This is a genomic window from uncultured Mailhella sp. (genome assembly GCF_944324575.1).
Lineage (GTDB): Bacteria > Desulfobacterota > Desulfovibrionia > Desulfovibrionales > Desulfovibrionaceae > Mailhella.
The window spans coordinates 1-13,170 of record NZ_CALUWV010000059.1 but is presented as its reverse complement, the minus strand read 5'-3'; the positions used below and the strand labels follow the sequence as shown (position 1 = coordinate 13,170).

Sequence of the window (13,170 nt, the reverse complement as noted above, 5' to 3'; positions counted from 1 at the left end):
CCGGAACGGAAGGTGTTGTCCACCACGCGGCCGTTCAGGATGTTGCGCAGCTTGGTGCGCACCATGGCGCCGCCCTTGCCGGGCTTGAAGTGCTGGAATTCAACGATTTCGTAAGGAGTGCCGTCGATCTCGATCTTCAGGCCGCGACGAAAGTCAGTAGTGGAATACATGATGCCTCCAGGCAAAAATATGATTTTTCTTGTAAAAATTTCAAGACCGGCCGAAGAGGGCCCCGTCCTGTCCTCCCGAAGCGGAGGAGATGCCCCGTCTTGCAGGGCCGCCTGCGGAATGTTTGCCTTTTCTGCCCAAGCAGGCTAATCTCGGCTCTTTCCGCAAAGCAAGATATATTGTCCGATTGAGGCTCACTTTGTCAACTCGGGAGGAGCGCCATGACCGACCCGTCCGCCGAAAAAAACAGATCTTCCGAACCCGTGCTGGAACTTCTGGCCACGCTCTACACGCTGGAGCAGCTGGAAGACGCTTCGCACGACATGCCGCAGATAGCGCTTGCCGGCCGCTCGAACGTGGGCAAGTCGTCGCTCATCAACGCCCTTGCCCGCAGAAAAAAGCTGGCCAAAGTGAGTTCCGAACCGGGGAAAACCCGCTCGGTGAACCTGTTTCTCGTCAGACCCGACGGCTTCTGCCTCACCGACCTGCCCGGCTACGGCTACGCAAGACGCGGTCATGAAGAGCGGAAGAACTGGGCGGCTCTCATTCAGAAATATCTGGAGGAAACCCGCACGCTGCGGGCACTCGCGCTTCTCATCGACTGCCGCATTCCCGTGCAGGAGTCCGACCGCATGATGGCCGAATTCGCCAGATCCCGGAAGCTGCCGGTCATCGCCGTGCTCACCAAGGCGGACAAGTGCACGCTCAAGGAGCGCTCATCCCAGCAGAAGACATGGGAAGCCATACTCGGCGGCCAGAAGCCCGTGGTGGTTTCCTCCGTCACGAAAACAGGTCTGGACGAGCTTTGGAAACGCCTGCGCGAAGCCGGAGCGCCCGACGTCGCCTCTTTCCCTTCCGACGAAAGCGACGCTTCCGCCGCAGACTGATCCTCGCCATGCTCGATTTATCCATTCTCAACGAGGCACAGGCACAGGCCGTCACCGCGCCGGAAGGTCCCATGCTCGTCATTGCGGGCGCAGGCTCGGGCAAGACCCGCACCATCGTCTACCGTCTGGCCTGGCTGGCCGAGCACGGTCTTGACCCGCATGCCATGCTGCTGCTCACCTTCACACGCAAGGCCTCTCAGGAAATGCTGCACCGCGCCGCAGGTCTTCTGGATCATCAGCTCCTCGGTGTGCAGGGCGGCACCTTTCACAGTTTCGCCTTTTCCGTGCTCCGCCGTTTCAGTCCGGACTGGACGGGTGGCTCCCTTACCGTCATGGATACGTCCGACAGCACCGCCGCCATACAGACCTGCAAGGAAAACCTGAAAATAGGCAAGGGAGACCGCAGTTTTCCGCGCACGCAGGCCGTGCTCGGCCTGCTCAGTAAGGCGCGCAACAAGGAAATGGAGCTTGAGGAAGTGCTTCGCCGCGAGGCGCAGCACCTTCTTCCCCATGCCTCGGATCTTGTGGAGCTCGGCGAAGCCTACCGCAAATACAAGCGCGAACACGCGCTCATGGACTACGACGACCTGCTCTTCGAGCTCGAACAGCTTTTCATCGACAAGCCGGACATTCTTCAGGCGCAGAAAATGCGCTTTTCCCAGATCATGGTGGACGAGTATCAGGACACCAACAAGGTGCAGGCACGCCTTGTGCGCATGCTGGCCGGGGAAGAGGGCAACATCATGGCCGTGGGCGACGACGCGCAGTCCATCTACGCCTTCCGCGGCGCAACGGTGCACAACATTCTCGATTTTCCCAAGCTGTTTCACAACACGCGCATCATCCGGCTGGAAGAAAACTACCGCTCCGTGCAGCCCGTGCTCGACATTGCCAACAACCTGCTCGCCAATACGACGGAAGGCTACCGCAAGCACCTCTTCTCCCGCCGTCCCGCTCCCTCGGAACCCGCAGTCACGCTGTACCGCCCCCTCAGCGATCTTACGCAGGCCCAGCTTGTGGCAAGACGCGTCGAAGAGCTGCTTGCCACGGTGCCTGCCCGGGAAATAGCCGTTCTCTTCCGTTCGGGATACCAGTCCTATCATCTTGAACTTGAGCTCAACAAACGCGGTATAGGCTTCCGCAAATACGGCGGTCTCCGCTACGCCGAAGCCGCCCACGTGAAGGACGTCATGGCCTTCGCGCGACTGGTGAACAACCCTCTGGACCTGCCCTCCTTCGACCGCATTGCCGCGCTTTCCCGGGGCATAGGGCCGAAGACCTCGCGCAAGCTCTTTGCGCTCGCCGGAGGCGGCGACGAGGCGGCGCTCAAAAAGGCCTGCTCCCGCTGGCCGGACTTTCTGGAAAACATGGCTCTCATCAACGAGCTGCGCATGACAGAACCGCGCCCCGAAGAGGTGATAGGACGCATACTCGACCACTACCGCCCCAAAATGGAGGAGCTTTTTCCCGACGACTGGCCCCGCCGTCTTCAGGGACTCGAAGAGATGTCCACCATTGCGTCCTCCTACGAGGATCTTCAGCTCTTCATTGCCGACATTTCTCTGGACAGTCCCGAGGAAGCGCCGGAGGACGAGGACGGGGATCAGAAAATCACGTTGTCCACCGTGCATTCCGCCAAGGGACTGGAATGGTCGGCCGTGCTCATCATCGACCTTGTGGAAGACCGCTTTCCCTCCCGCCACGCGCTGGTACGTCCCGAAGACTTTGAGGAAGAACGCCGTCTCATGTACGTGGCCTGCACGCGGGCCAAGGACACGCTTGACCTCTTCGTACCGCTCAGCCTCTACAGCCGCAGTTCCGGCGGACAGGAACCGGCCTCGCCGAGTCCCTTCGTGCGCGAGCTGCCCTCGGACACGCTGGACGAAATCTATGAAAACTACGGCGGTGCGCTCACAAGACGCCGGATAAAGGAAGCCCCGCAGCCCGCCCCTGCCTTCGGCGGATTCTCAGTCCAGAACCGTCGCCGCTCCTGGCACTGGAACGAGGACGGGGAGGACGAAAAGCCCTCCTTCCGAAGCCGGCGGCAACGGGAAGATGACGACTGGCCGCCCAGGGACCGGGACTTCGAACCAACTCCCCGCTCCCGTGAAGATGCCGACGACGCCTACCTGGCTGCGGTTCGCGATGCCGTGAGAAACGGCCGGACGCTGGATGAGAGCCCGGACGAGAAGCCCGCAAAAAAGAAGCTCGGCTTCTGCCGCCACCGCCTCTTCGGCCGCGGCAAGATCGTGGAGGAAATCCCGCCGGACAAGTACCGGGTCAACTTTCCCGGACTCGGCCTGAAAATCATACTCGCCGATTATCTCACCCTGGAGTAGAGGCATGAACATTGCCAGCGAAGACGACATCCTCGGCCTTGTGGGCCGCTTTTTCCCCGTCGACCACCCCTCGCTTCTGCTCGGCCGCGGCGACGACTGCGCCGTGCTGAAAAGAAACGGACCGCTCGCCGTGACTACCGACATCTTCGCCGAGGACACGCATTTTCGCCGGCGCTACTTCACGCCCTTCGACATCGGCTTCAAGGCCGCAGCCGTCAACGTAAGCGACGTGGGCGCAAGCGGGGCCTCTCCTTCCGGCCTCTCCATAGGGCTCACGCTCACGGGAAACGAGGACGAAGCCTGGCTTTCCGGCTTCTGCGAGGGCATGAAGGCCATATGCGACAGGTTTTCTCTGGCTCTTTCCGGAGGCGATCTCACAAAGTCCAGTCTGGTCAGCGTCTGCGTCACGGCCTGGGGAGAGCTGCCGGAAGCGCTGCCCCGTGGACTTCGCCGGGGCGCGGCAAGAGAAGGCGACGTCATCTTTCTTGCCGGTTCCGCAGGACTTGCGCGCCTCGGCCTCACGCGTCTTGAAGCCGCCCGCACCACCGAAGAGGTCGAACAGGTGAAAAAACACTGGCCGAAGGCCTGCACGGCGCATCTCAGGCCCGAGCCGCTGGCCTTCGACGGCGCATCTCTGGCCCGCTTCGCCGTCGAACACGACGCCGTGGACCGCATCGGACTCATGGACGTTTCCGACGGTCTCGCCCGGGACCTGCCCCGCCTTCTGGCAAGTCGCAAAACCGGACTCGGCGCGGACATCGTTCTTCCCGAAGAGGTGCTTGACGGGGAAATTCTGCGCCATGCGGAAGAAACGGGTGTCGACGCGCCAGCCTTCGCCTTTGACGGCGGCGAGGACTACGCTCTTGTCGGAACGTGCCCGGAAGACCTGTGGCCCGCACTCTCGCAGACGCTTGAGTCTCCCTGCCGTGTGCTCGGACGTGTACGGAAGGGAGCGCTTACTCTCAACGGAAAACGCCCTGCCTCGGCGGGATTCGACCATTTCTCCCACTGAGACTGAACGGCTTCATACAGGCTTCACATTGACCTTCTATCATGAGCCGGTCAGTCAAATTACCGCGCAGGCCGGACGCGCCGGCCAGAACAAGTGAGGAAACCATGGAAAAGACCGTAAACGCCACCAAGCACATCGCGCTCATCGCCCACGACAACATGAAGGAAAGCCTCATCGAGTGGTGTGCCGAACACAGTCAGATTCTCGCCCGGCATTTTCTCTGCGGCACCGGAACCACGGCTCATCTCATCAATGAAAAAACGGGGCTCCCCGTCACGGCGTACCTGAGCGGTCCGCTCGGCGGCGATCAGCAGATAGGCGCTCAGGTGGCCGAAGGCCACATCGACATCATCATCTTCTTTTCCGATCCGCTCACGGCCCAGCCCCACGATCCCGACGTGAAGGCACTTCTGCGCATCGCGCAGGTCTACGACATTCCCATTGCCAACAACCGAGCCACGGCGAACTACATCATCACCTCGCCCCTTTTCAGCGAAAGCTACTCCTACACTCCCCACATCCATTTTCCGCTGAGAAACAAGTAGACAGCCACTCTCTGTAGCGGACACGGCCTGAATCGCAGGAACTGCACGCCTGCGCCGTACTCCGCAGCGGCATGAAAAATCCCCGCCTTCCTTGAGAACGCGGGGATTTTTCATGCGTGTGCGTAAAGCACCGTCGGGAACAGTTTCGCCTCTCTTTTACAAAGAGAACCTTTCCCTCACGCCTCCGAAAAGGCTGCGTGCAATGCGGACGACCTTTTCCTGACCTTGCCTCATCAGGAAAAACTCTGGACAACGAGCCGCCCGCATCGCGATTTCCGTACCGGTGTGCTAGTCCGTGGCCGCCACGCAGGTTCCGGCATTGGCAAAGCCGTCAATGGCTCCCTCGATGACCACGGTCTTCTGCACTCCGAGTGGCGCTGCGCCGGGCACGCGGAACGTGGCGATGTCGAGAGGTTCAATGGGCGTTTCCACGGGGCGGGGAAGCTGCGGTATCCAGTCGTAGGGCGCGCGGTAGGCACGGTAGATGAAGTTCATTTTGCCGTTCTCCGCCGTACGGTAGGGACATATGTATTCCCACACGATCTCATGTTCCGCAGTCACCTCGAATACGCGGCCGTCGGACCCTTCGGTAATGAGGGTATTACCGTTGGGCAGACGCTGAGCGGAGCTGATGAATGGACTGTAGAAACGACATGCATCCAGAGGCATCACGAAGCCCCCTTCCTTCGGCGTGTACTGCCAGACGATCTTCAGGGACACGGGATCGAATTCCAGCACACGGGAATAGTCGCGCAGGGCAGACTTGGTACCGTCCTTCGCGCCGGGGTTCGGTGCTCCGTAACCGGCCCATCCGCCGTTGTCGAACACAAGAATGTTGCCCTCGCCCGGCAGACCGCGGGGGATCATATGCGCATGATGCTGGCCGATGATCCAGCCGAGACGGTGTTCGGGATGTCCTGCGCCGTAATCCGGGCCGACCTTCCAGACGATCTTTCCGGTTTCCTTGCTGACAATGAAAAGGATGTTCGTCTCGCGGCCGTCCATGATGATGTTATCGGGATGAAAACGCTCGTCTCCGGCATCATACCATCTGTTCGGGCCAAGCACGGACATGGAGTTAATGTGCATCCAGTCGCCGATGGCCGGGGAGTCCTCCACAAGGCTGCCGCCCCTGAAGTTGGGATTGCGGCACATGGCGTTGCGGGCCTCTTCGGAAAAGCCCATTTCCTCCGCGTGCTCGGAGCAGTGCCACTCCCACACGATTTCTCCTTCCCAGTTCACCTCATACACCACGTCGTCGAGCAGAAGCTTGTCGGAAATGAAAGGTACATGCTCGTCCTTATGAGCCAGCACCAGCGTGTTGCCGCCGTCAATGCGGGGCTCCATGCCGGGCACGTAGTACCCCACGGGATTTCCCTCCCGCTGGAAATCATGATGCTGACGGGCCATCCACTGCGGCTCCTCGCCGGGATCGGTAATAAATTCAGCCTGATTCCAGCGCCATTCCACGTTGCCGTTAAAATCCACCTGAATCAGATCTCGCTGATCCTGAAGGCCATATTTGGGATTGCGCATGCCCGAGCTTGCCACAAGACGTCCTCCGGGAAAGAGCTTTACCGGAAAACCGTGCAGATTCTTCCACTTGCGTATCTCATTGCCGTTCATGTCAATGAGCAGCGAGCCGTCATTTTCAAGCGGAAACACCGTATAGCCGCTCCAGGCCTTTTCAGGCTTGTATATCGTGACTCCGGTAGGATGAATGGTCGGATATCCCATGACTGTCTCCTTTGTCCTTAAAGGCTTTGCCTGCCCTTCGGCAGGCGCTTGCCCCTCTTCGCCGCTTCGACGACGAGGGGCCATGCTTCACAGCTCAACGTCCGCCGGAAGTTTTCCAGACGGACTCTCCGGACCTGCGCCGGGGCAGGACCGGACGCAGCTCCCCGAATGCTCCGCGGCAGAAAGTCTGCCACGGCAGAGCTGTTCATGTTCTTTTATTCTCATGATGAAAAACATAACAGAACCACGAAAAAAATTTGTCTCATTTGCGACAATATTTTTTCTTCAGAGGTTCTTATTTTGAATATTTAACCAACTATTTGATTTTATATATTTTATTTCAAAGATATTCTTTTTTCGCCAACAATTTGTCAAAAACTGTCTTTAAAACGACAGTATAAAGCGAAAATTTTGCGCTTAATAAACATGGCTTGAGAAATAAAAAACGTACCCCGTCCTTATTCATCTTCATCCATGACAAGGAGCACCCATGTCTGCATTGGTTCTCTCTCTCAGAAAAAGCAGGCTGCTGAGCTGGCTCATCTGTTTCGCCGTTGCCGGCACGGCAACGCTTCTTCTGTACGATCCGGCTCAGCCCAAGGTGAACCTGTACTGGTTCGGAACCATTCTGGCCATTTCCATGTTTGCCGCGAGCCTCCTGCCGAACTTCGCCACCGTCGTGCTTCTGCTCATGTACTACGTGATCACGGGCGTGGCTTCGCCGGAAATGGCCTTTTCCGGCTGGACGGCCCCCGTGCCGTGGCTGAGCATGTGCGGAATGCTGCTCGGCGTTCTCATGGACAAATGCAATCTGGCAAGCCGCATCGCCCTCATTCTGCTCACCCGCATAGGCAAAACACCTTTGAGACTGTATGCGGCCTTTCTGCTGGCCGGTCTCGTGCTTGCTGCCATCATACCCGACGTCATCACCGTCATGATCATTTTCATGACCATCGCGCAGGGCATGTGCACCAGCCTCAAGCTCGACAAAAATTCACGCTCCTCCGCCGTCATCATTCTTGCCGCCTTCTTCGGCGCGGCCATTCCCTCGGCCATGTATCTGCCGAACAACACCGGCATCATAGGCCTGCTCATGGTAAAGGACATGGGCGTGCCGTTCACCTGGCTGAGCTTTGCGTTTGAAAACATGGGATTCCAGGCCATGCACGCGATTATAGCTTACGGCATACTCCATCTGTTCGGCAGCCGGGAACTGGCCGTTCACATTTCAAGATGTCAGGCCGTGGCCGCCGCCGAGCTTCAGAAACTCGGCACCATGAGCCGGAATGAAAAAAAGACGCTGCTGCTTACCGTGGCGGCACTCATCGGATTCATTTCCGAACCGCTGCATCACATTCCCGGCTACTATGTATTCTGCGCCGTCGTTCTTCTCGGCTTCACCCCTCTTTTCCAGCTTCTTTCCGGCGAAGACATTGAAAAAGTACAGTTTTCCATTCTGTTTTTCATCGCCGGATGCATGGCCATAGGCATCATTGCCGGTTCGCTGGGCATTCCCGCATGGCTGTCGGGAAAGCTCCTGCCCATTCTTCAGGAAATACAGAGTCTGCCGCTGGCCTCTCTGTTTGCCTACTGGGTCGGCGTGCTCTCCAACCTTGTACTCACGCCGGTGGCGGCGGCCACAAGTCTCAGCATGCCCATGGCGGAAATTGCCACAAGTCTCGGCATGCCCATCAAACCCGTTCTCTACAGCTTTCTGTACGGTCTCGACCAGTTCTTTCTTCCATATGAGCTGGCTCCCGCTCTCATCATGTTCGCCACCGGATACGTTCGCATCCGCTATGTACTCGTGCTCATGACGATCCGCATGCTTCTCGTCTCTCTTGCCGTGCTGGCCACTGCCATGTTCGTGTGGCCAGCCATGAACATCTAGCTCTGCAACGCGTCGCACAACACAAGAGCCGCCCTGTCAATGACGGGCGGCTCTTGTGTTGTGTTTCAACAGCGACTACCATAGCGACGTATCATAGCTGTCATTTTTCACTTCCCCGCAGGAAACGCCATGAACAACTGGACAACACCGCATCAAAAAAATGACTCCGGCAGCGTGTGGAAGGAAAACAACGTCATCGTCATGCAGGAGCAGAACAGCGCATGGCGCACGATTCTCCCTCTCGGCACGCGTCTTTGTCTGGAAAAAGGACAACGTCTGATCGAATCCCTCGACGACGCCTGCTTTTCCTTTCTCAACAAGGGGCTCATACGACTTTCTTCTCTGGGAGAAAACGGAAACGAACGCATCTTTCTGCTCATAGGCGCAGGATGCATTTTCAACGAGCTTGGCTGCATGCATATGGCTCCGCTCAGTACAGCCTCGTTTCTTGCCATGGAACCATGTGAAATATATCAATTTCCAAGCAGCTTACTGCACGACATGCAGTTTGCCGTGGAACATCCGGAACTCATGATGAATCTCGTGCAGTCGCTCATGCTGAAGGCGGGGGCCTTTTTCGGACAGATAGAGGAACGTGCTGGCCTGTCGCCGGAACCCCTGGTCTGCCGCTATCTGGCAAGGCTGCAGAGCGAAGGAACGAAAACTCTGCAGCCCCGCTTCTCACAGTCTGATCTCGCCCTCGCGCTGGGACTGCACAGAAGTACCGTATGCCGCATTCTGCATGATCTGAGAGAAAAGGGCATTCTCGGCGAGTTCACCAGGACCAGACTGGAAATTCTGAACAGAGACGAGCTGCTCAGGCTCTGCCGCATGGGATAACGGCCAGTCCTCTTACGGTCGGTCCCGGCACATAAGCTCACGCACCGCGGGACTCCAGCACCGCAAGAAGCTTTTCCAGAGCCTTGCCCCTGTGACTGCGGGCCATCTTCTCCTCGCGGGAAAGTTCGGCGCCCGTGCGGCCGCTTGCCGGATCAAGAAAAAGCGGATCATAGCCGAAGCCGTTGCTTCCCGAAGGCTTTTCCACAATGCTTCCCTCCCAGGCGCCGCTCACCACAATGTCTTCCGGTCTGTCCTTCCACGAGGAAGGATAGACCATGGCCATGCAGCAACGAAAACGCGCGGTGCGACTTTTGGCGCTCACGCCCTCAAGCGCGGCAAGAAGCTTTCTGTTGTTGCGCGCATCCGTGCTCTCGCCCTCGACTTCGGGCCAGTCAAGGCTGTAGCGGGCAGAATACACGCCGGGAGCTCCGCCGAGCGCATCGACCTCGATGCCCGAATCGTCGGCCACCGCAGGAACAAGCAGCGCGTCCGCCACGGCGTGCGCCTTGATGAGGGCGTTTTCCTCAAAGGTGGAACCCGTTTCCGCCACTTCGGGAAAATCGTCGGGCAGGCTCTGCACGTCAAAGCCGAAGCGGGCCAGCGGTTCTTTAAGTTCCTTTACCTTGCCCTGATTGCGGGTGGCGAGAATGAGCGTCTGGGGGCGTGTCATGGGGTCTCCTTGCCGAAAGGCTGTTTTCATGGCAAAAAGGGATATCTCAGGCCACTGCCGTTGACAAGTCCAGGCCTGCTCGAAGGTAGTATGCTCCGTATCTATTCCCAAAGTCTTGGCTGCCCTAAGACCCGTGTGGACACCGAACGTCTGCTGGGTTCCCTGGGCCCCGTTCTTACTGTGGACACGCCTGAAGAGGCCGATCTTGTCTTCATCAACACCTGCGCCTTCATCGCTCCGGCCGTTCAGGAATCCGTGCAGACGATCCTGCAGATGATCGCGGATCTCGGCGATCTGCCGAAAGGCAAAAAGCCTTTTCTGGCCGTGGCCGGCTGTCTGCCGGGTCGCTACGGCATTGCCGACCTCAGATCCGAACTGCCGGAAGTGGATCTCTGGCTTCACACCGACGACATCGACACGTGGTCGGATCAGCTTGTCGCCGCGCTCGGTCTTGAAGCACCGGCTCCCGGACGGCTTCTCAGCACCGGACCTTCCTACGCGTGGCTCAAGATAGGCGAAGGCTGCCGGCACAACTGCTCGTTCTGCGCCATTCCCTCCATCCGCGGCAAATACGTTTCCGAAAACGCCGACAAGCTGGTGACGGAAGCCTCGGCGCTCGTGAACGACGGCGTGAAGGAACTCATCGTGGTGGCGCAGGACGTGACCGCCTACGGCACGGACTTCGGCAGGGATCCGCGCTTCCTGCTGGAAAAGGTCCTTGCCCTCGACGGTCTGGACCGCCTGCGTCTGCTCTATCTCTACCCAGGCGGTCTCACCCGCGACCTGCTCCGCTTTCTCAGGGAGGCGGGCAAACCCTTTGTCCCGTATTTCGACATGCCCCTGCAGCATGCCCACCCGGACATCCTCAGCCGCATGGGCCGTCCCTTCTCCGGCAATCCGCAGGAAGCCGTGGACCGCATACGCGAACTCTTCCCCGAAGCCGCCCTTCGCACGACCATGATGGTGGGCTTTCCCGGGGAAACAGACGAACATTTCCGCACGCTCATGGATTTTGTGGAAAGAAACCGCTTCCACCATATGGGCGTGTTCGCCTTCCAGCCTGAAGAGGGCACCGTGGCCGCAGCCATGCCCGAGCAGATCGACGAGAGCGTGAAGGAGGCAAGGAAGGACGAACTCATGGAACTTCAGCGCGGCATCAGCGAGGAGATACTCGCCGGATACGCCGGCCAGCGCATGGAAGTGCTGGTGGATGAAAGTTCCGATGAATGGCCCGGTCTTCACACCGGCCGCACGTGGTTCCAGGCTCCCGACGTGGACGGTCTGACCTACGTGAGCGGCCCGGGCGTGGAAAACGGCGCCATGGTGGAAGCCGACATTGTGGAGACCAGGGAGTACGATCTTGTCGCCCTGGCCTGAAACAGAGGATCAGCATGCGCAAAATACTGCTCTTTCTTTTCTGCTCGCTTCTGCTCGCCTCCTGCGTCGCCTCTTCGGGAACGACCGACGGCATCAGCGGCGCATGGGTAGACGATCAGGAACGGCTCTATTATCTGGATGAGGACGGCACGCTCGGCATTCCCGACCAGACGGTCCTTTCCGGCGTGAGCTGGAATCTTGAAAACGGCGTTCTTACCCTTGCCACCATGGACTCTCCCGGCGGGAGTGTCAGGGAACAGAAACTCGTGCTCAGGCAGGCGGGATCCGGCAAGCTGGAATTCACCGACGCCGAAGGCAACGCCGTGACCTGGAAAAAAAGCCGCACCCAGGTGGGCAGGCTGGACGGCACGCTCTTCTACCGCGAACGCATGGCCCTTCCGCCGGAAGTCATCGTGAGCGTACAGCTCTACCCGCTGCACTCCCCCATTCCCGCGGCAAATTCCATCATGCCCGCATCCGGCAGCGGCACTATTCCCTTCCGTGTCTACTATCTGGAACAGACCGTTCCTTCCGAAGTCAGGCTTGCAGCCTCCATTCTGCACAGCGGCGAAACGCTCTTTTCCACGCAGACCGACGAAGTCATTGCCCTGCCGTCCTCGCCGAACGTGCTGCTCTACCGCACCGTTCCCGGAGAAAATCAGCTTCCCCCTCTGAAGACGCCCGCGAGCTACAAGGGCGTGCTGAAAAGCTCCGGCAAGGACGTGTCCGTGCATCTCTACCTTGAAGACGGCGGCCTTGCCCTGCTCACGCAGGACGGCGACCGCAATCAGTACATGGGCACGTGGATGGAAAGGGACAGAAACCGCACCATAGAAATCACGCGCGGTGCGCTCAAGCCCGTCACGGCCACGCGCGAGGCCGGAGGAAACCTGCTTCTGCACGGACTCTCCCCCCAGCCCGTAGAACTCAAGAAGGCCGACATTTCCTGGCCTTCCAAGGGCTTTCTGCTCGAAGGCGAGCTGAGGCAGCAGAACGGTCATCCCGTCTTTTCCGAATGCAATTCCCAGCGCGACATTCCCATTCAGCCCTCAGGCAGGGGCTACGATCAGCTCAGCCGAATCCTGCAGACCAGCGGTAATTCCTCCGTCGTGCTGGAAGGCCGCCTTCAGGACGGACACCTTGAGGCTTCCAACGTCTTTCTCGTGCAGAAGGGCGGCGTCTGCTCCACGGAAAACTATGCCTCCGCTCCGCTTCTTCAAACCTACTGGCGTCTTCGCGAACTCAACGGCAGGCAGGTGGAGCTCTATGTCGACCAGCCGGAACCCCATCTCATCCTGCGGGATAACGGTCAGGCTTCAGGCTCCGACGGCTGCAACAACTTCTTCATGAACTGGAAACGCAAGGACGAGTCCCTGAGCTTCACGGACGGCGGATCAACCCTGCGTATGTGCCCGCAGGGCCAGGAACAGTCCCGCGACATCCACACCATGTTCTCGAAGGTTGATGAGTGGAACATCAACGGCTCCATGCTGGAGCTGCGCTCGAAAAACAGCATAGTAGCTGTATTCGAAGCCGTGGACATGTAACATTCTAAAAATACATAAAAAAGCCGGAGAACAGCATAATCGGTTCTCCGGCTTTTTCGTATATTCAGCAAGGGCGCTCACGGGATATTCGAGCCGAAAGCGTCCCGAACTTCGTTTCCACTCCGCTCAAATCCGTTTGATGCGGGGCCGTATCACA

Annotated in this window: 10 protein-coding genes and 1 pseudogene; 8 read left to right on the top strand and 3 right to left on the bottom strand. The window is 58.8% G+C overall.

Features of this window, described 5'->3' with window-relative positions; all coding sequences use genetic code 11:
• Positions 1–170, bottom strand: a pseudogene (locus Q0J81_RS07930) (elongation factor P); the annotation flags it as partial.
• Positions 171–389: 219 nt separating this feature from the next.
• Here Q0J81_RS07930 and yihA point away from each other — a divergent pair.
• The 4 genes from yihA to Q0J81_RS07910 all read left to right on the top strand — a co-directional run bounded on the left by yihA (position 390) and on the right by Q0J81_RS07910 (position 4,951).
• Positions 390–1,055, top strand: a complete 666-nt coding sequence (yihA, locus tag Q0J81_RS07925; RefSeq protein ID WP_294447052.1) for a ribosome biogenesis GTP-binding protein YihA/YsxC — start codon at positions 390–392, stop codon at positions 1,053–1,055.
• An 8-nt stretch (positions 1,056–1,063) separates the two neighbouring features.
• Positions 1,064–3,394, top strand: coding sequence for an ATP-dependent helicase (locus Q0J81_RS07920; RefSeq protein WP_294447051.1), 2,331 nt, complete (start codon positions 1,064–1,066; stop codon positions 3,392–3,394).
• 4 nt (positions 3,395–3,398) lie between these two features.
• Positions 3,399–4,406: a thiamine-phosphate kinase gene (gene thiL / locus Q0J81_RS07915; protein WP_294447050.1), complete on the top strand. Its 1,008-nt coding sequence runs from the start codon at positions 3,399–3,401 to the stop codon at positions 4,404–4,406.
• Between the two features lie 104 nt (positions 4,407–4,510).
• Positions 4,511–4,951: a methylglyoxal synthase gene (locus tag Q0J81_RS07910; RefSeq protein ID WP_294447049.1), complete on the top strand. Its 441-nt coding sequence runs from the start codon at positions 4,511–4,513 to the stop codon at positions 4,949–4,951.
• Between the two features lie 288 nt (positions 4,952–5,239).
• Here the strand turns inward: Q0J81_RS07910 and Q0J81_RS07905 are convergent, their stop codons facing one another.
• The gene (locus Q0J81_RS07905) at positions 5,240–6,688 is read right to left on the bottom strand and encodes an aryl-sulfate sulfotransferase (protein WP_294447048.1); all 1,449 of its coding nucleotides are present in this window, start codon (positions 6,686–6,688) and stop codon (positions 5,240–5,242) included.
• A gap of 490 nt (positions 6,689–7,178) precedes the next feature.
• On the opposite strand from Q0J81_RS07905, the gene Q0J81_RS07900 reads away from it, so the two are divergent.
• Together Q0J81_RS07900 and Q0J81_RS07895 are read left to right on the top strand one after the other, a co-directional pair.
• Positions 7,179–8,579: an SLC13 family permease gene (locus Q0J81_RS07900; protein ID WP_294447047.1), complete on the top strand. Its 1,401-nt coding sequence runs from the start codon at positions 7,179–7,181 to the stop codon at positions 8,577–8,579.
• A 129-nt stretch (positions 8,580–8,708) separates the two neighbouring features.
• Positions 8,709–9,419, top strand: coding sequence for a Crp/Fnr family transcriptional regulator (locus Q0J81_RS07895; RefSeq protein WP_294447046.1), 711 nt, complete (start codon positions 8,709–8,711; stop codon positions 9,417–9,419).
• Between the two features lie 37 nt (positions 9,420–9,456).
• Here the strand turns inward: Q0J81_RS07895 and rdgB are convergent, their stop codons facing one another.
• Complete coding sequence (gene rdgB, locus Q0J81_RS07890; protein WP_294447045.1) at positions 9,457–10,089, bottom strand: RdgB/HAM1 family non-canonical purine NTP pyrophosphatase; 633 nt, start codon at positions 10,087–10,089, stop codon at positions 9,457–9,459.
• A 90-nt stretch (positions 10,090–10,179) separates the two neighbouring features.
• On the opposite strand from rdgB, the gene rimO reads away from it, so the two are divergent.
• Both rimO and Q0J81_RS07880 read left to right on the top strand, forming a co-directional pair.
• Positions 10,180–11,466: a 30S ribosomal protein S12 methylthiotransferase RimO gene (gene rimO / locus Q0J81_RS07885; RefSeq protein WP_294447044.1), complete on the top strand. Its 1,287-nt coding sequence runs from the start codon at positions 10,180–10,182 to the stop codon at positions 11,464–11,466.
• Between the two features lie 14 nt (positions 11,467–11,480).
• Positions 11,481–13,013, top strand: coding sequence for an META domain-containing protein (locus tag Q0J81_RS07880; RefSeq protein ID WP_294447041.1), 1,533 nt, complete (start codon positions 11,481–11,483; stop codon positions 13,011–13,013).
• Positions 13,014–13,170: the final 157 nt, after the last annotated feature.